We start from the raw sequence: 17,934 nt of genomic DNA on the forward strand, positions 1-17,934 counted from the left end.
GCGTTGTCAGGTTTTAATGAGGCGCTGGATCTCGTCGAGCTTCAGCAAGGCCTCTACCGGTGTTAACGCATTTACGTCAAGATTATTGAGGCTGTCGCGGATTTTGATCAGTACGGGATCATCTACCGTAAACATTTGCAGCTGGTAAGCCTGGTTCTGGACTTTTTTAATGCTGTCTTTGATGCTTTGCCCTTCGGTACGGTCTATTTCCAATTTTTTAAGGATCTCGCCGGCACGCTGCACAAGACGCGGCGGCATCCCGGCCATTTTTGCTACATGAATACCAAAGCTGTGTTCGCTGCCACCGGGTACAAGTTTGCGCAGAAAAATGACCTTGTTGCCCATTTCCTTGACCGACACATTGAAGTTTTTGATGCGCGGCATGGTCGCCGAGAGCTCATTCAGCTCATGGTAATGGGTTGCAAAAAGGGTCTTGGGCCGCACGTGTGCCTGCTGGTGCAGGAACTCTGCTATGGCCCAGGCAATTGATATACCGTCATAAGTGCTCGTACCACGCCCAATCTCATCCAGCAGGATGAGGCTGTTGTCTGAAATGTTGTTCAGGATGCTGGCCGTTTCATTCATCTCGACCATAAACGTACTCTCGCCCGACGACAGGTTGTCGGAAGCGCCGACACGCGTAAATATTTTGTCGGTCAGACCAACGGCTGCCGCTTTGGCCGGAACAAAGCAGCCCATCTGTGCCATCAGCACGATCAGGCCCGTTTGCCTGAGCAGGGCAGACTTACCGGCCATGTTCGGCCCGGTAATAATGATGATCTGCTGTGACTCGTTGTCGAGGTAAACATCGTTCGTGATGTACTCCTCGCCCGCCGGCAGCCGCTTTTCAATAACCGGGTGCCGGCCGCCTTTAATGTCGAGCACCTTGCTGCCGGTTACCACAGGCTTTACGTAGTGATTTTTTTCTGCCAGGCAGGCAAAACACAGCAGGCAGTCAAGCCGCGCCGTTAACAGGGCATTTTGCTGTACCGGTTTAATGAACCGGGCAGCATCTTGCAGTAATTTTGCATAAAGGCGCTGCTCAATCTGCTGGATCTTTTCTTCCGCACCCAGGATCTGGTCTTCATATTCCTTCAGTTCTGGTGTAATGTAACGCTCGGCATTGACCAGCGTCTGTTTACGGATCCAGCTGTCGGGAACCTTGTCCTTATGCGTATGTGTTACCTCCAGGTAATAACCGAACACATTGTTAAAGGCAATTTTAAGCGATGGAATACCCGTGCTCTCAGCCTCTCGTTTCTGCAGTTCGACCAGGTAATCTTTACCTCCGAATGCGATCTTGCGCAACTTGTCCAGGTCTTCATCTACCCCGTCTGCAATTACATTCCCTTTGATCAGCAAGGCAGGCGGATCGTCCTGCAATTCCCGCCCGATCTGCTGGTGCAGCGCGCTGCAGGGATCAAGTGCCTTTGCAAATTTACCAAGAAACGCATGCTCGTGATCGGCCAGCAAAGCTTTGATGTCTTCGATGCACTGCAGCGACCGTTTAAGCTGTACCAGCTCCCTCGGACCGGCTTTCTGCAGACCAACCTTTGAAATGAGGCGTTCCAGATCGCCGATCTGTCGGATGCGGCCGATCAGGTCTTCCCTCAGTCCGCTATGCTGCACAAAATAATCTACGATCTCCAGCCGCTCTGTAATTGGCTGCAGTTCTTTAAGTGGCATCACAATCCAGCGCTGCAGCATGCGTGCGCCCATAGGCGTAACGGTCTGATCGAGTACATCGAACAGGGTAACGGCGTTGTCATTGGCACTGCTGATGAGCTCCAGGTTGCGGATGGTGAACCGGTCAAGCCACATGTACCGGTCTTCTTCGATCCGCGTCAGCGCGGTCACGTGCTGCAGGTTACGATGCTCGGTCTCGCCCAGGTAATGCAGGGCAACTCCAGCGGCCACAATGCCGGCCTGCAGTTTTTCAATGCCAAAGCCCTTTAATGAATTCACATCAAAGTGCCGGGTCAGTACTTCGTTGGCATAATCGGTGGTAAAGGGCCACTCGTCCATGCCGAACGTGTAAAACTTATCGCCGAATGCTTCCAAAAAATGCGCGCGCCTGGATTTCTGAAAAATAACCTCATTGGGTTTGAAACCCTGAAGCAGCTTGTCTATATATGCCGTACTGCCCTGTGCAAGCAGGAACTCGCCGGTAGAAATATCAATAAAGGAAACGCCCGCCTGCGTTTTATCAAAAAATACACAGGCCAGGTAGTTGTTGCTTTTTTGATTGATGATGTTGTCGCTGTACGCTACCCCCGGCGTAACCAGTTCAGTTACGCCCCGTTTTACAATGGTCTTGGTTGTTTTGGGATCTTCAAGCTGGTCGCAGATCGCTACACGCTGGCCCGCGCGAACCAATTTTGACAAATAGTTGTCAAGGGAGTGATGCGGAAAACCGGCCAGCTCGATGTGCGTGGCCGCCCCATTGGCCCGCCTGGTCAGCACGATCCCAAGTATCTGGGCGGTTTTTACTGCGTCTTCGCCGAAGGTCTCATAAAAGTCGCCGACACGGAACAGCAGCAGCGCGCCGGGATACTTCGCCTTGATGGCATTGTATTGCTGCATTAAAGGCGTCTCTTTTGTCGTGCTCTTTGCCAAAATATATGCGTTTACGAAAACCCTAAAGATAGCGTCAAAAATCTGTTCAGACCCTTAATGTGGAAAATTTGAAGGGTTATCAACGATTTACACCGGCTCAGTCATCCAACTGCCTGATGTATTCCAGGAAGCGGCCCATGGCTTCCCGCTTTCCGTTGGTCAGGTTAAAATCGAGCTTGTGCATCAGGTAGTCATGCTTGTCGAAGCCGGGGTAGTCTGGCAGCGCAGTGATCACCTCCTTGCGGTGATCAAGACCATACTTCAATGCCGCATTGAATGCTGCTTTAAAGCTGGCATCGATATCGCGGTTTGCGATCCACGCCGCGTATAAGAACGGTAGGCCCGTAAAAGCTTTCCATTCCCGGCCCAGGTCATACGCATAGGCATGGTTACCGGCCTGGCCGAATGTGCGGTCACCAATGAGTACCATGGCGTCGGCCGGCGTATCGCCGTTAACGAGGCGTACCTCCTGTTTCCAGTAAAATCTGAGCAGCACCCGGGCAAGCTGGTTAGAGGTGCGCGAATGGCTGTCTAGCCGCAGGGTCCTGATCTGCTCAACCGGCACCTTGCTAAAAATAAAGACTGAATTCACCGCTCCATCAGAGCCAATGCAATAGTCGGCAACAATGTTGGCTTCAGGCACCAGCGGGAAAACTGCGACCGGGACCAGACCGATATCTACTTGTCTGCCAATCAGTTTGGCGGCGCAATCTGAAGGGATATCCAGTTGCAGGTCCATGTCATCGAGAATGGCTGCGCGTTGAAGGCCGTATATGAAAGGTTTTGTATTCGTATAGGATACTGCAGAGATGCGGATTTTTTCCAAAGGTATATTAAGGTGTTAAAAGTTGAAGGTGATCGCTGTTGTTTGGATCAATGATGTCATATTTCCCACCGCTCAGCGACACCCGGTAAAGAATGGTGTTGGCATGGGCAAACTCGGCCATCTGGTTCAGCGGTTTGCCAGACAGCAGGCAAAGCAGGATACGCAGCGCGCGTCCGTGCATGCAAACCAGCACGGTCTTTTCTTCGGCAGCGGCAGCGATGGTCTGCAGGGCTTCCTGCAGACGGCCGGCAACTTCCTGCGGACTTTCGCCACCCTTCAGCCGCGCATCGTAATTTCCATTTAGCCACTCTTCGACCAGCTGCCTGAATACTTCCCTCGCTTCCTCGGTATTTGGCTGTCCCTCCCATTCGCCCCAGGCCAGCTCATCCAGTCCGGAAAGCTGCTGCCAGGGAATGCCTGCGTCAATAAATGCCTGTACCGTCTGGTGCGTGCGTTTCAGGGTCGACGTATATACCTTGTCGAAAGGCACATTTTTGTAGGTATCGAAAAAAGCCTTCGCCTGGGCACGCCCGGTGTCGTTCAGATCAGCGTCGATTCCCCTGCCCTGCACAATGCCGAGCCGGTTCAGTTCGGTCTCGCCGTGCCTGATGATGTAAAGTTCTTTATCCATGAATGTCAGTTAATGACCGGCAGCTTGTAATACTGCGGCTTTGGCTCATCGTCAAAAACATAGTCTGAATAATCGGTAACTACGTTGTAAAGGGTATCGCGTTCAATTGGCCGCCGGTTTACCTGTTTGATCAGGTTGGCCAGGTCGCGGGTGCTCATGGCCGGGGTCTGCTCTTCGGCACCGGCCATTGAATAAATTTTGGTCGTATCGTCAAGCGTGCCGTCAATGTCATCCACGCCGAAGTTGAGCGACAATTGCGCCGTTTCGCGGCTTATCATGGCCCAATACGCTTTGATGTGCTCAAAATTGTCAAGATAGATGCGCGCAATGGCATAGTTTCGCAGGTCTTCGATCACAGAAACCTCGGGTACATTTTCCATCTGGTTGTTCTGGTTGCGAAACTTGAGGGGAATAAAAGCCTGAAAACCGCCGGTTTCGTCCTGCAGCTGGCGCAGGCGCTCCATATGGTCTATGCGGTGCCAGAACGCCTCGATGTGCCCGTATAACATGGTTGCGTTTGAACGCATGCCCAGGCTGTGCGCCTGTTTATGAATATCGAGCCATTGTTCGGCGTTGCATTTGTCGTGGGCAATTTTTTCGCGCACCTCGGGGTGGAAAATTTCTGCACCGCCACCGGGCATCGAATCGAGACCTGCTTCTTTCAGGTACTTCATACCCTCATAATGGCTCAGTTTGGCCTTTTTGAAGATGTAAAAATACTCGACCGGCGTAAGCGCTTTGATGTGCAGTTCCGGGCGGTGCGCCTTGGCCCGGCGAAAAAACTCGGCATAAAAATCCAGGTTCTGCTTGGGAACCACGCCACCCGTGATGTGCACTTCGGTGACCGGCTCGTCATCATATTTTTTCAGCGTTTCGATCATCGCGTCAACGCTCATTTCCCAGCCTTCATCGCGCTGTTTAAGCAGGCGTGAATACGAGCAGAATTTACAGTCGTACACACAGAGATTGGTGGGTTCGATGTGGAAATTGCGGTTAAAATAGGTGTTGTCGCCGTGTTTCTGCTCGCGAATGTAATTGGCAAGGATACCCAGGTAAGCCAGTTCACCGTGCTCGTACAGGTAAACGCCTTCTTCTGCACTGATCCGCTCGCCCCCTGCGACCTTTTTGGCAATGATTTTTAACGTTTCATCAAGATTCGGATCCTGAACCAGTTGAGATAATGTGGTTACTGAAGACATACTGAAGTGTATTGTACCCGGCAAAAATACAATTATCGCGCTGAAAGCCTATCATTTTGTTGTAAGCTTGTCATGTTATCCGGATGGGCTGCAAGGGGCCCTTTTTCCAGAAGCACAGTTGTCTGCACAGACCTGCGTCATTCCTGCTGTTCGCTGTAGCCCGGCCCTGCCGGGGCTGCCGCTGCCATCAGGGCTGAATGGCCCGGCTTGTGCTGCTGTAAATGGAAACCTGCATCCGCCCCGGTAGACAGGGCATAAAAAAAGCACCTTGCGGTGCTTCCTGTTTTTGGTCATCTTTTATTTTGCTGCGCGGGTAAAGTTGAGAACCACATTTGCGGTTGCATTTCCGTATTCGATCGGCGATTTCAGTACCATAGACTGCTTGTCGGCAGATACAAGGACCAGGCGATAGCCATCTGTAATGTCTTTTGCCTTTTGTCCCTCCATTAATTTCTTGAACTGGAAGGTCTGATCATTCGGGCTGGCCGACCAGAATATGTTCTGCGTTCCCGATGCACAGCCGGTGCCGCCGGTTAAGGTATAACTGCCATTGCCGCTGTTGGTCAGGTTCCAGGTGCTGCCGGTAAAACAGGCATACGAGTTTTCGCCAAAAAGGCCGCGCACCGCCTGCGACGGAATTCCTTCAAAAGTAATGTCGTTCAGCACCCAGTTGCCGATTACACTGCCGCGGCGTACAGTAGCGGGTGCACTGGCGGCGTTTTGTGTAGAGCAGCTTTGAATGGTGAGGGCACTGATGGCGAGCGCCATGATGAGCACTATCTTTTTCATTTTCAAATCGTTTAAGTGTTTATGTTTTTGTTAAAGGTCCCGGGCGCAATACATGCGGCCGGTTTGACCAGAACTTTACATAAATCTTGCCAAAAAAAAGGCGGTTTTGGTTTTTTGCCGATACATTTGTATGCGGCCGCTTCGGTTCCGCGACTCAAAATTTTAAGCTATGAAACCCGAAACCTTAAGCATCCACGCGGCAAATCTTTACAAAGCGGCAACCGGCGATGTCACGCAGCCCATCAACCTTAGCACTACATTTTTCAGGGACGAAAACGGGGGTTACCCGGGCGGGCACATGTACTCGCGGGTCAGCAATCCGAACCGTGATGCACTGGAACAGGTGTTGGCCGGGCTGGACAAGGGTGAAGATGCAGCAGCATTTTCATCGGGCAATGTAGCCGGCATGTCGCTCTTCCAGGCACTAGAGCCCGGCAGCCACATCATTGCCCCCGACGATATGTACTGGGGTTTCAAAAAACAACTGTTAACCATTTTTAATAAGAGCCTCGCTTTTGATTTCGTTGACCAGACCGACCTGGATCAGGTTAGGACAGCGCTCAGGCCCGAAACGAAGCTGATCTGGGTCGAGACCCCATCAAACCCGATGCTGAAAATTACCGACCTGGCCGCCATCAGTGCTTTAGCAAAAGAAAGGAACATCATTTTCGCGTGCGACAGCACCTTCGCTTCGCCCCTGCTGCAGAATCCCATTCTGTTCGGCGCCGACCTTGTCATGCACTCCACAACAAAATACATCGGCGGACACAGTGATGTGCTTGGCGGCGTCTTGATCACGGCTAAAAAAGATAGCTTCTGGGAACGCATCAGGAACATCCAGCAGACCGGGGGCGCGGTTCCCGGACCCTTTGACTGTTTCCTGCTGCTGCGCAGCCTCAAGACGCTGAGTTACCGCATGCGCGGGCATTGTGAAAATGCTGCCCGGCTGGCCGGTTTCCTGCGCGGACATGCCCAGGTCGAATCGGTGCTGTATCCCGGACATGCAGATCACCCCCAGCATGAAATTGCGAAAAAACAGATGTCGGCCTTTGGCGGTACGTTTTCATTCCTGCTGAGCGGCGGGGAAACGGCAGCCCGGAAACTTGTGAACAGCCTGCACCTTTTTGCGCAGGCCACCAGCCTGGGCGGCGTGGAAAGCCTCATCGAACACCGGTTTTCTGTTGAAGGCCCGGAATCGAAGACACCGAGAAACCTCGTGCGCGTATCCGTCGGCCTGGAACACATCGACGACCTGATCGCAGACATGGAGCAGGCACTCGCGGCGCTTTAGGTGACCCTTGCTGCTGACTGCATACGCCTTACCGCGTGGCACTACCACACCTCCCGGTCAATGAAGCGACTTTGTATTGCCGGGCGGTTCCTGAAGCGGCTGCACCACAATTCCGCCAGTATTGGCCCAGACAAAACTCCAGATGTCGGCCATTTCATCGATCAGTTTTGCTGTGGGTTTTCCGGCGCCGTGGCCGGCACGGATGTCGATACGGATCAAAGCCGGAGCCGCACAGCCCTGCGCTTCCTGCAGGGCCGCAGCAAACTTAAAGGAATGGGCCGGAACCACCCGGTCGTCATGGTCTGCGGTAGTAATGAGCGTGGCAGGATAACAAGTTCCTGACCTCAAATTGTGCAACGGCGAATAACTTAGTAAATAACGAAATTGGGCTTCGGTATCGCTGCTGCCGTACTCCACTACCCAGCCCCAGCCTACCGTAAACTTGTGGTAACGCAGCATATCCAGCACCCCAACCTGTGGAATAGCTGCTGCAAACAGCTCGGGCCGCTGCGTCATGCAGGCGCCGACCAGCAGCCCCCCGTTGCTTCCGCCCCGGATGGCAAGTTTTTCGGGCCGGGTATATTTTTCGGCGATCAGGTATTCGGCCGCCGCAATGAAATCATCGAACACGTTTTGCTTCCGGTCCAGCATGCCGGCCTGATGCCAGTCTTCGCCGTATTCTCCGCCTCCGCGCAGATTAGCCACACAATAAATACCACCTTGTTCCAGCCAAACGATATTTGAACTGGAAAAGGCAGGTGTCAGGTTAATATTGAATCCGCCGTAGGCGTATAGCATGGTCGGGTTGTTCCCATCCAGTTCGATTCCCTTTTTGCCGGTAATGAACATGGGCACCAGTGTCCCATCTTTGCTCGGGTAAAAAACCTGCTTGGTCTCGAATGCCTCGGGGTCGAACCGCAGTTCAGGGCTTTTGTAAAGTGCAGACAAACCAGTGGCAATATCGTACCGGAAAACCGTTGCCGGGTATGTGAACGAGGTGAACGTATAGAAGAAATAGTCTTCGTGCGCACGGCAGCCAAAGCCGGCGGCGGTGCCCGGGCCTGGCAGCGAGATCTGGTGCTCCAAAGTTCCGTCCAGGCGGTGCTGCTGTACCAGCGTCGATGCGTCTTTCAGATAGGAAACAAAGAGTTTACCGCCGCCGGTTGCCACATCTGTAAGCGTCTCTGTTGCTTCGGGAATCAGCGTGGACCAGTCTGCTGTGTCCGGCTTCCGGGGGTCCATCAGCACCACCCTGAACCGTGGCGCCGCGGCATTGGTCTGAAGAATCAGTTTGTCGCCGACGTTTCCGATAATCGCCGCGTTCGTATCAAAACCTGCAACAACGGTCCTGAAACCTGAAGAATGCGGATCCTGGAGGTCACGTACGCGAATCTCGGTACCGTCTGTTCCTTCTGCAATGTGCAGGACCAGGAAACGTTCGTCTTCGGTCAGGCTGGCGTCCACATACCGAAGCGGGTGGTCGCGATCTTCGTATATGAGCAGGTCTTCTGTCTGAGCAGTACCGATGCGGTGGTAATAGACCCGCTGGTGTGTGCTGACGGCGCTGAATTTCGTTTTCTCGTCCCGTGGCTGTTCATAACCGCTGTAGTAAAATCCGTCGTCGCCTGCCCAGCTTATGCCGCTGAACTTGACATGCTCGATCCGGTCTGCCAGCAGTTCCCTGCGCTGAAAATCAAGCACCAGGATTTCCTGCCAGTCGCTGCCCGATGCTGCAACCGAATAAGCAAAGTACCGCTGGTTTTTGGAAAAGGCGGTGGCCTGAATGGCAATGGTACCATCTTCAGACAGCTGGTTCGGATCGATCAGGACTTCCGCTTTTCCTTCCGCCCCGTCCTGCACGTAAAGAACCGCCTGGTTCTGCAGGCCGCTGTTGCGCGAAAAGAACAGCCACCTCCCCGCGCGCCGGGCTGCGCTTTCTCGCGGGTAGTCTGAAAGTTCAACAAGCCTGCTCAGAATGCGGCCGCGAAAAGGAATTTGGTCCAGGTAAGCATCAGTTATCGCATTCTGGGCTTTTACCCAGGCGGCCGTATCGGCGGCATGGTCATTTTCCAGCCAGCGGTAAGGATCAGCAATGGTGGTTCCGAAGTAGTTATCGGCATGGTCGTTTTTTTTTGTAGCTGGATAGGTCAGTCGCTGCGGCATCATCTGATTCGTTTAAGGGCGGCAATTTAACAAAATATGTTTCTGCAAAAAGAAAAGCCCCCGGAGCAATTGTCTTGCTGCCGGGGGCTTCCCGTAATGGTTGTGCGTACTTGTCTAGTTAAACAGGTACCGAACACCCAATTGCCCCTGCCATCTTGACGAGAACGACTCGTTGTAAGCAGGTTGCAGTGTTTCTGGTGAAAAGGTGAAAGAACTACCTGAACTGCTGTAAGAAATCAGCTGATAAGAACTGTTGCTGAAGTTGTACTGGCGGCCCCACTCTTTATTAATCAGGTTACCCACGTTGAAGATATCGAAAGAGATCTGCAGACGGTTGCGGGTTGTACCGATCATGGTGCCGATATCCTGCATGACGCGAAGGTCTACAACATGCTCCCATGGTAAACGGCTGCCGTTACGTTGTGTGTACTGGCCGCGGATGCCGCTCAGGTTAGGATCATTGCTAATGAAGTTGTTTAAGGCATCCCATTGCTGCTGTGGCGTGTACACACGGCTGGTTCCGTCAGGCTGACGTACAGTAAGATTGCTCACAATCCTGATCTCTGACTGTGAACGCGGTACGTAAAGCAGATCATTTCCGGTAGCACCGTCACCATTCAGGTCACCATTATACAGGTAAGTAAACGGAGCCCCGGAGCGGCCTGCATAGAACAGGGAGATGGTGGTGCCGCTTGCTTTCTCACGACCATAGTTGATGGCATAAGAAAGACTGCCTACGATGCGGTGACGCAGGTCGTAAAGTGAATAGGCCAGTTCGGGATCATTTGCATTGCGAACAATCTGGTTAAATTCCCAGTTTGACTGTGCAGTGCTGCTTGTTCCTGAGTTCAGGTCTTTAGACTGGCCGTAGGTATAAGCCGCGCTAGCGAACAGGCCATTGCTGAACCCTTTCTTGAACTCGGCCGTCAGGCTGTATGCAGAACCTTTACTTGTGTTATCGAGCAGGTAAGCGCCGGTATAGGTGCTGCTAACTTTCGAGCCATAGAACGGCCTGGTGTCATTACCGCCTGACAGTGCAGGATTGATGTTTGCCACAGAAGGGCGAACGTTCAGGTCCTTATACAGGATGTTGTTGATGTTTTTTGTATAGATGGCCTCAAGCGTACCGATAATGCCGCCCGGAAGTTTGAAGTCTGCTGCAATGTTGTTGCGGAAAACCTGCGGAATCTTAAAGTTAGGGCTCATCAGGTTCACCTGGTAGGTTGATCCCGCATTACCCACAGAACCTTGTTTTTCAGGGTCAGGCTGGAAACCAGCGGTATTGGCTGCTGCACCTGACAATGAAATGCTCTTGTAATCAAGACCGGTATTGCCATACTGGTTAGACAGCCATACGAAAGGAACGCGGCCGGTAAACAAACCTGAACCACCACGCAATTGCAGCGAGCGGTCGCCGGTCAAGTCCCAGTTAAAACCAAGTCTTGGAGAAACAAGAAGTTGTCCGCTTGGAATATTGTCTGTTCCATAACCAGGGAAAGATGCTGCCACAGCCGGGTTGTTTGCTGGTTTATCGTTAAAAATCGGCACGTCTACACGGATACCTGCAGTCAGGCGGAATTCAGGAACAACCTGGATTTCATCCTGGAAATAACCGCCAATCTGAGCCGCGCTGAATGCAGCAGCAGGGAGTGTTCCGGCAACCGCAGGGTAAACCACGTCGATGTTAGAAGGCTTGTTGGCATAAAAATCTGCCAGGCTTCCGAAACGGTAGCGTCCGCGGTAGTTGTTTACAAACAGGTTGCGGAATTTGAAGAATTCGTTGTGGGTACCGAGGGTAAAGGTGTGGTTACCTACAAGCAGTTTCAGGTTATCTGTAAACTCGATAATGTCCTGGTCAAGTTCGTTTGCGGTCGAGCTGCGTTCTGAACCGAATTGCAGGGTCGAACCTGAGGTACCTGCCCAGTTCTGGATTTCGACCTGAGGAAAAAGCTGACCGATAGAGGCCCGGCGGTCACGGATGCGTGAATAACCGACGATCAGGTTGTTAGACAGGTTTGAATTGAACTGCGAGCGCAATTCGATTACGCTGACATTCTGATTGTTTTTAAACTGATAGGTATTGTTCTCCAGGCGGAACAGGGAGCCTGTTCTGCTGATGTTATCGTCATACGCATTGATGTAGTTATGACGAAGGGTCAGTTGGTGCTTGTCATTGATGTTCCAGTCCAGGCGTGCAAAAATTTTGTCGCTTTTGGTCTCTGCAGGAATGGCAGCAGTCGAACCAATGGCATAACCATACCGGTTCTGAACATAAGCGGCCAGCGCGTCTACGTCTGCAACGGAAGCCGGTTTTACAACACCTTTAGGGTCGCCTGCATTAAACAGGGTGGGCTGCTGAACTTTAACCTGCTCGGCGTTTACGAAGAAAAAGAGCTTGTCTTTAACGATTGGCGCACCGATACGGAAACCGTACTGCGTGTTGTAAAAGTCACTTGCTTTTTCCCCAAGCGAATTTTTACCAACGATACTTTCGTTCCGGCCAAAGAAATAGGCAGATCCTTCTACCTTGTTTGAACCTGAACGGGTAACAGCGTTGATGCCGCCACCGGTAAAGTTGCCATAAGAAACGTCGTAAGGAGCAAGAACGACCTGAATTTCCTGGATCGCATCAAGGGAAATAGGCTGGGTGTTTGCGTTACCGCCGGGAAGACCTGATGAGGTCAGACCGAAAACGTCATTGTTCACCGCACCATCGATAGTCAGGTTGTTAAATTTGCCACTTGAGCCGGCAAATGAGTTTCCGTTTGCCTGCGGCGTTAAACGGGTGAAATCCTGGAGGCTTCTGTTCAGGGTTGGAAGCGCTTTGATCTGCTCTTCATTTACAGTCGTTGCCGCACCAGTGCGCTTGCTGTTCATCAGCGGGTCACGCTGACCGGTTACAACAATATCCTGTAATTGACTTGCATTGTCTTTCAGTTCTGCGTTCAGGGCAAACGGCTCGCCGAGTTTGACCGAAATGCCCGAAAACTTGGCCGATTCGTAGCCTACATAACTTACTTCAACAGAATAAGGCCCGCCCACACGCATGTTGGCAATGCTGAATCGACCTTCTGCATTGGTCGTTACAACGTACCGCGTGCCTGTCGGCTCGTGCACCGCCTTAACCGTTGCGCCGGGAAGCGGGTTTGTGCCCTCTCTAACCGTACCCGTCATGGAAGAAGTCGTAACCTGGGCCTCTGCGCCTGTTATAACCCCCACGAAAGCAAGCACAATTACCAGAAATTTGACTAGTAAAGATTTGTTCATACTTGTTTTTTTAATGAATAGTTTTGTTGTTCTTTCCTGGTACATTTTCATACCGCCGCAAAGGTAGAGATAATTCAACGCATGTGAAATTTTGATTTATTAAATTATTGTTAAGTCGTGTCAATTTTTTCCACATTTAACAGGCCGGAGACAGTCCTGTATTTCAGCTTTTTATCACACATAATTACAGGCTATTTGTACTGCCATGCCAGCTGTACAGTTGCCTGGCGGGTTTGTGTCTGCGAAAGGTAGATTTTTATGTCGCACAAGCTTCTTTTTAGCCTGGCATGCGCTTGAGATAGGAAACATAATACGCATGTTTTCAATTGGTTGTGCACTGTTCAGTAGCCGGCGCACCGCATCTTTAAACACGAGCCCCTGGCCTGCTTCACTGCATAACCACATTTTTTTATAATTTTGGCAAAACTATCGGCTGCCTGTTGCCGCTATAGTTTAAAACTTTATTCCTTTATAGAAGTATGAACTACGACGTTATTGTATTAGGAAGCGGTCCCGGTGGTTACGTTGCCGCGATCAGGGCTTCTCAGCTCGGATTGAAAACCGCGATCATTGAACGGGAATCCCTTGGCGGGATCTGCCTCAACTGGGGTTGTATTCCGACCAAAGCGCTGCTGAAAAGCGCCCAGGTATTCGAGTACATCAACCATGCCGCCGATTATGGTATACAGACCGCAGAAGCTACAGCTGATTTTTCCGCTGTTGTGAAACGCAGCCGGGCCGTTGCCGATGGCATGAGTAAGGGCGTTCAGTTCCTGATGAAAAAGAACAAGATCGAAGTGATCATGGGCACGGGTAAAGTGAAACCCGGTAATAAGATAGAAGTCAAAGGTGCCGACGGCAGCCAGAAAGAGGTAACCGGCAAACACATTATCATTGCCACCGGCGGGCGGTCTAAAGAATTGCCGAACCTGAAACAGGATGGCAAGAAAGTAATCGGTTACCGCCAGGCCATGGTACTCCCGGAACTCCCGAAATCGATGGTAATTGTTGGCTCAGGTGCCATCGGCGTTGAGTTTGCCTATTTTTATGCGACCATGGGTACCAAGGTAACCGTGGTTGAGTTTATGGAGAATATCGTACCGGTCGAGGACGAAGACGTATCAAAACAGCTGCTGCGCAATTTCAAAAAAGCAGGCATAGAGGTTATGACCTCTTCGAGCGTTGAATCTGTAGACACAGCCGGTGAAGGCTGCAAGGTACAGGTCAAAACACCTTCAGGCATGAAAACGCTGGAGTGCGAGATCGTTCTTTCGGCCGCGGGCGTCGTTGCAAACATCGAAAACATCGGCCTGGAAGAAACCGGTATCAAAACCGAAAAAGGAAAAATCGTCGTTGACGAATACTACAATACTTCTGTGAAAGGCTACTATGCCATTGGCGATGTGGTTCCGGGTCAGGCACTCGCCCACGTGGCCTCAGCAGAAGGCATTATCTGCGTTGAAAAGATTGCCGGTCAGCACGCTGAACCGCTCAATTACAACAACATACCGGGTTGTACTTATTGTACGCCTGAAATTGCTTCTGTAGGTTATACCGAAAAAGCAGCCAAGGCAGCTGGTTATGAGCTTAAGATTGGTAAATTTCCCTTCTCTGCTTCTGGTAAAGCCAGCGCAGCCGGTGCAAAAGACGGGTTTGTTAAACTTATTTTCGATGCCAAGTACGGCGAGTTGCTGGGTGCGCATATGATCGGTTTCAACGTAACCGAGATGATTGCTGAGATCGTCGTAGCGCGCAAGCTCGAAACAACCGGTCATGAAATGATCAAATCGGTACACCCGCACCCAACCATGAGCGAAGCGATCATGGAAGCTGCGGCCGATGCCTACGGTGAGGTTATCCACCTGTAACCGGAACGAATACTTTGTAAAAAAAGCCCTTTCGCAGACGCGGAAGGGCTTTTTATGTTTCGGCGCAGGCAATGCTAAAATTTGTATGTTTGTTTCATACAAACCGTTTCCGCATGAAACTTTATACGATCGATACCGGCTTCTTCAAACTCGACGGCGGCGCCATGTTCGGCGTTGTTCCCAAGACGCTTTGGCAGCGAAGCAACCCTGCCGACGAAAACAACCGCTGCACCTGGGCCATGCGCTGCCTGCTCATTGAGGACGGAAACCGGCTGATCCTGGTCGACAATGGCATCGGGAACAAGCAGGACGATAAATTTCTCGGTCACTATGACCTGCATGGAAATGCCACTTTAGACCGATCACTGGGTAAGCTGGGTTTTCACCGGGATGATATTACCGATGTTTTCCTGACGCACCTGCACTTTGACCACTGCGGCGGCTCGATAGAACGACAGGGCACCCGGCTGGTTCCCGCCTTTAAAAATGCCCGTTTCTGGAGTAATGAGCAGCACTGGAAGTGGGCAACCGAACCAAACGCGAGGGAAAAGGCATCGTTTCTGAAAGAAAATATCCTGCCCATTCGTGAAAGCGGGCAGTTGAACTTCCTGGATCAGGAAAAAGGTGCCGGTTTCCATCCGGACATCGACGTGCGCTATGTTTTTGGCCATACGGATGCCATGATGCTGCCCCAGCTCCGGTATAAAAACTACACGCTTGTATTTATGGCCGATCTGCTGCCTTCTACCAGTCATATTCCCCTGCCTTATGTGATGGCGTACGATATGTTTCCACTAAAAACGCTGCAGGAAAAACAGGCTTTCCTGGAAGAAGCAGTGGCCGGTAATTACATCCTGTTTTTTGAGCACGACCCTGTCAACGAATGCTGCACACTGCAGAACGCTGAGAAAGGTATACGCGCGGACCAGTTTTTCTCACTCGCCGACCTGTAAACGGCCGGTTAAAAGGCGTCGTACGACAGGGCAATGACTCCTGAGCTGAAACGTTCAATAGACTCCGGTTTCAGGTTAAGCCTGCTGCGCAGCTTTTTGAAGAGCGCCCTGCCCCGCCCGAGTGCCACAGGATGCAGCCAGAGGCGGTAGATATCGACCAGCTGCTCGGCCACTAACGCGTCTACCAGTTTCCCGCTGCCATAAACGATAATGTTTTTTCCCGGTTGTTTGCGAAGGTCGGAAATGGCTGCACGAACCGTTCCGCGCCAGAGGGTGCTGTTTTTCCAGCTGGCGTATTCAAGTGTTTTTGAAAAAACAATCTTTTTGTGGTTGTTCATCATGTCAGCGAAAGCCAGGTCTTCCCGCGGAAAATAAAGATCGCTGCCGCAGGATGACCAGTAAGCTGACATAGCGAGATAGCTTTCCCGCCCCAGCAGGATCGTGTCTGCACCATTCAGTTCGGTACAAAGTGCCCCGGCCATATCGGCAGACCAGGCATCAAAATGCCAGTCCAGTTCGCCTTCAGGTCCCGAGAGATAACCGTCAAGCGTCACATTCATCGACACGATCACCTTTCTCATGATCTTCCTTTTTTGGCTGCCATCCGTCTGGCCATTTTTTTAGCTTCCCGTTGTTGCAGCATGAAGTCGGTCTCGGCCATGCGGTCAGCTATGATCTTTAACAGCAGGGTCGCCGGCAGGGTAGTTCCCGCCCCAAAGTGCACCGCTGTCGCGGTTTTTTTGTAGCCCGAGAGTTCGTCGCTGTACCGTTCCATAACCGCTTTACTCATCGTATACAAGCTGCAATGTTTGGGATAGGCAGCATAAGCCAGCAGCGGCGCTTCACGGTACTTAATGGTTGGAATCTGGTAACTGATCAGCTCGGTCGCCCCGGGAACGGCCGCCAGGATCTGTTCGCGTGTCTCTTGCAGGGATTGCGCAGCGGCTGGGTCCTGGGCTTTGATGTATTCGGCTACTGTTCCAGAGCCGGTTTCTTCTTTTTTCATATGCATGATCGTCATGACGCCGCGCCGTTAGCTGCGGTTGCAGGTGCAGGCAGGTGCTTGTTCAGCAAAAATAGGCTGCTTTCGCGAGCCTTGCCTGTCATGTTTGAGACAAATACGGGGGCCGGTTGCGACTCCATGCCGCCCGATTTGGAATTCCGGTCAGACATTGTGTAATTTAGACGGATAGTATCGTTTAAGCAACCCGTAAACCTGGTAAAATGAAGCATATATCCATCCTGATCCTTCAAGAGGCTGTGCCTGCAAGTATTGTGGACCCCCGTTACATGTTTAGCGCTGTAAACGAGTTTCTGGCCGAGCGCGGACAGCCGCCCGCGTTCCAGCTGCAGATGGTGGGCCTGAGCAGGGAGGTACCGCTTAATAACGGTGTGTTTTATGTGCGAACCGATGCCCTGCTGAAGGATGTAAAAAAAACCGATCTGATTATAATCCCGGCGCTCAGTGCGAATATCGAAGAAGCGCTCAGCCTCAATAAAAAGGTGATTCCGTGGATTGTAAAGCAGCACCAGGCGGGCGCAGAAGTGGCTTCGCTTTGTGTTGGTGCCTTCCTGCTTGCTGAAACGGGTTTGCTGAACGGAAAAAAATGCTCGACCCATTGGTTGTTCGCCGACCGGTTCAGGAGCCGCTTTCCCGAAGTAACGCTGACCGATGGCAGCATCATTACCGAAGAACAGGGATTGTACTCAAGCGGCGGTGCGAGCTCCTATTGGAACCTGTTGCTGCACCTGATTGAGAAGTTCACAGACCGGCAGATGGCGATTCGCGCGAGCAAGTTTTTCGCCATCGAAATTGACCGCAAAAGCCAGTCGCCGTTTGCCATGTTCAACGGGCAGAAAAAACACGAAGACGAACCCATTCGCAAAGCCCAGGAGTTTATCGAAACCAATGTAACCGAACGCATTTCGGTTGAAGAGCTTGCCACCCGGTTCGCCATTGGCAGGCGGCATTTCGAGCGCCGGTTCAAAAAAGCAACCAACAACACACCTGTCGAATACATTCAGCGGGTAAAAATCGAAGCTGCGAAAAAACACCTGGAAAATACCCGCAAAAACATCAACGAGGTCATGTATGAAGTCGGTTACACCGACACCAAAGCCTTTCGTACCGTGTTCAAAAAAATTACCGGCCTCTCGCCCATCGAGTACAAAAACAAGTATAATAAGGAGGCGGTGGTGTAACGCGCCACTGCCTGCTGTTTAAACCGCAGTTCTCCCCTCGCGTATACTTTCGTGTTCAGCTTTTCGCAGCAAATGATTGCTGCGAAAAAAATCAGATAAAATTGCGCAAGTAAATGTTTGCACATATAT

General features: G+C 51.6%; 13 protein-coding genes. 4 read left to right on the forward strand and 9 right to left on the reverse strand.

Going from position 1 to position 17,934, the window contains the following annotated elements; all coding sequences use genetic code 11:
* Positions 1-6 precede the first annotated feature (6 nt).
* From mutS to C7T94_RS11585, 5 genes are all read right to left on the reverse strand, one after another.
* Positions 7-2,583 carry a DNA mismatch repair protein MutS gene (gene mutS, locus C7T94_RS11560; RefSeq protein ID WP_394341000.1) on the reverse strand — a complete coding sequence of 859 codons (2,577 nt, stop codon included), beginning with the start codon at positions 2,581-2,583 and terminating at the stop codon, positions 7-9.
* Positions 2,584-2,713: 130 nt separating this feature from the next.
* Entirely contained in the window at positions 2,714-3,442 is a 729-nt protein-coding gene (locus C7T94_RS11565; protein WP_107215483.1) for a menaquinone biosynthetic enzyme MqnA/MqnD family protein, read from the reverse strand.
* Positions 3,443-3,449: 7 nt separating this feature from the next.
* The gene (locus tag C7T94_RS11570; RefSeq protein WP_107215484.1) at positions 3,450-4,073 is read right to left on the reverse strand and encodes a histidine phosphatase family protein; all 624 of its coding nucleotides are present in this window, start codon (positions 4,071-4,073) and stop codon (positions 3,450-3,452) included.
* 5 nt (positions 4,074-4,078) lie between these two features.
* A complete protein-coding gene (gene mqnE / locus C7T94_RS11575; RefSeq protein ID WP_107215485.1) occupies positions 4,079-5,272 on the reverse strand; it encodes an aminofutalosine synthase MqnE in 1,194 nt (397 codons plus the stop codon).
* A gap of 297 nt (positions 5,273-5,569) precedes the next feature.
* The gene (locus C7T94_RS11585) at positions 5,570-6,061 is read right to left on the reverse strand and encodes a lipocalin family protein (protein WP_107215487.1); all 492 of its coding nucleotides are present in this window, start codon (positions 6,059-6,061) and stop codon (positions 5,570-5,572) included.
* Between the two features lie 169 nt (positions 6,062-6,230).
* On the opposite strand from C7T94_RS11585, the gene C7T94_RS11590 reads away from it, so the two are divergent.
* Positions 6,231-7,352, forward strand: a complete 1,122-nt coding sequence (locus C7T94_RS11590; RefSeq protein ID WP_107215488.1) for a trans-sulfuration enzyme family protein — start codon at positions 6,231-6,233, stop codon at positions 7,350-7,352.
* Positions 7,353-7,409: 57 nt separating this feature from the next.
* On the opposite strand, the gene C7T94_RS11595 is transcribed toward C7T94_RS11590, so the two are convergent.
* A complete protein-coding gene (locus C7T94_RS11595; RefSeq protein ID WP_239494997.1) occupies positions 7,410-9,518 on the reverse strand; it encodes a prolyl oligopeptidase family serine peptidase in 2,109 nt (702 codons plus the stop codon).
* A gap of 111 nt (positions 9,519-9,629) precedes the next feature.
* Positions 9,630-12,782 carry a TonB-dependent receptor gene (locus C7T94_RS11600; protein ID WP_107216083.1) on the reverse strand — a complete coding sequence of 1,051 codons (3,153 nt, stop codon included), beginning with the start codon at positions 12,780-12,782 and terminating at the stop codon, positions 9,630-9,632.
* Between the two features lie 479 nt (positions 12,783-13,261).
* Here C7T94_RS11600 and lpdA point away from each other — a divergent pair, with 479 nt between their 5' ends.
* A complete protein-coding gene (gene lpdA, locus C7T94_RS11610) occupies positions 13,262-14,650 on the forward strand; it encodes a dihydrolipoyl dehydrogenase (RefSeq protein ID WP_107215490.1) in 1,389 nt (462 codons plus the stop codon).
* A gap of 113 nt (positions 14,651-14,763) precedes the next feature.
* Complete coding sequence (locus tag C7T94_RS11615) at positions 14,764-15,603, forward strand: MBL fold metallo-hydrolase (RefSeq protein WP_107216084.1); 840 nt, start codon at positions 14,764-14,766, stop codon at positions 15,601-15,603.
* A gap of 8 nt (positions 15,604-15,611) precedes the next feature.
* Here the strand turns inward: C7T94_RS11615 and C7T94_RS11620 are convergent, their stop codons facing one another.
* On the reverse strand, positions 15,612-16,184 hold the full coding sequence (locus C7T94_RS11620; protein ID WP_107215491.1) for a dihydrofolate reductase family protein: 573 nt from the start codon (positions 16,182-16,184) through the stop codon (positions 15,612-15,614).
* Positions 16,181-16,609: an iron chaperone gene (locus C7T94_RS11625; protein WP_162618662.1), complete on the reverse strand. Its 429-nt coding sequence runs from the start codon at positions 16,607-16,609 to the stop codon at positions 16,181-16,183. The genes C7T94_RS11620 and C7T94_RS11625 overlap by 4 nt, the downstream gene beginning before the upstream one ends.
* A 218-nt stretch (positions 16,610-16,827) precedes the next feature.
* On the opposite strand from C7T94_RS11625, the gene C7T94_RS11630 reads away from it, so the two are divergent.
* Complete coding sequence (locus tag C7T94_RS11630) at positions 16,828-17,805, forward strand: GlxA family transcriptional regulator (RefSeq protein ID WP_107215493.1); 978 nt, start codon at positions 16,828-16,830, stop codon at positions 17,803-17,805.
* Positions 17,806-17,934: the final 129 nt, after the last annotated feature.

It is taken from the genome of Pedobacter yulinensis (assembly GCF_003029735.1).
Classification (GTDB): Bacteria; Bacteroidota; Bacteroidia; order Sphingobacteriales; family Sphingobacteriaceae; genus Pedobacter; species Pedobacter yulinensis.

What these genes read in the sequence shown, in the direction of transcription:
- mutS (WP_394341000.1), bottom strand. Translation starts at nt 2,583, where the DNA reads ATGCAGCAATACAATGCCATCAAGGCGAAGTATCCCGGCGCGCTGCTG.
- C7T94_RS11570 (WP_107215484.1), bottom strand. Translation starts at nt 4,073, where the DNA reads ATGGATAAAGAACTTTACATCATCAGGCACGGCGAGACCGAACTGAAC.
- mqnE (WP_107215485.1), bottom strand. Translation starts at nt 5,272, where the DNA reads ATGTCTTCAGTAACCACATTATCTCAACTGGTTCAGGATCCGAATCTT.
- C7T94_RS11585 (WP_107215487.1), bottom strand. Translation starts at nt 6,061, where the DNA reads ATGAAAAAGATAGTGCTCATCATGGCGCTCGCCATCAGTGCCCTCACC.
- C7T94_RS11590 (WP_107215488.1), top strand. Translation starts at nt 6,231, where the DNA reads ATGAAACCCGAAACCTTAAGCATCCACGCGGCAAATCTTTACAAAGCG.
- C7T94_RS11595 (WP_239494997.1), bottom strand. Translation starts at nt 9,518, where the DNA reads ATGATGCCGCAGCGACTGACCTATCCAGCTACAAAAAAAAACGACCAT.
- C7T94_RS11600 (WP_107216083.1), bottom strand. Translation starts at nt 12,782, where the DNA reads ATGAACAAATCTTTACTAGTCAAATTTCTGGTAATTGTGCTTGCTTTC.
- lpdA (WP_107215490.1), top strand. Translation starts at nt 13,262, where the DNA reads ATGAACTACGACGTTATTGTATTAGGAAGCGGTCCCGGTGGTTACGTT.
- C7T94_RS11615 (WP_107216084.1), top strand. Translation starts at nt 14,764, where the DNA reads ATGAAACTTTATACGATCGATACCGGCTTCTTCAAACTCGACGGCGGC.
- C7T94_RS11620 (WP_107215491.1), bottom strand. Translation starts at nt 16,184, where the DNA reads ATGAGAAAGGTGATCGTGTCGATGAATGTGACGCTTGACGGTTATCTC.
- C7T94_RS11625 (WP_162618662.1), bottom strand. Translation starts at nt 16,609, where the DNA reads ATGAAAAAAGAAGAAACCGGCTCTGGAACAGTAGCCGAATACATCAAA.
- C7T94_RS11630 (WP_107215493.1), top strand. Translation starts at nt 16,828, where the DNA reads ATGAAGCATATATCCATCCTGATCCTTCAAGAGGCTGTGCCTGCAAGT.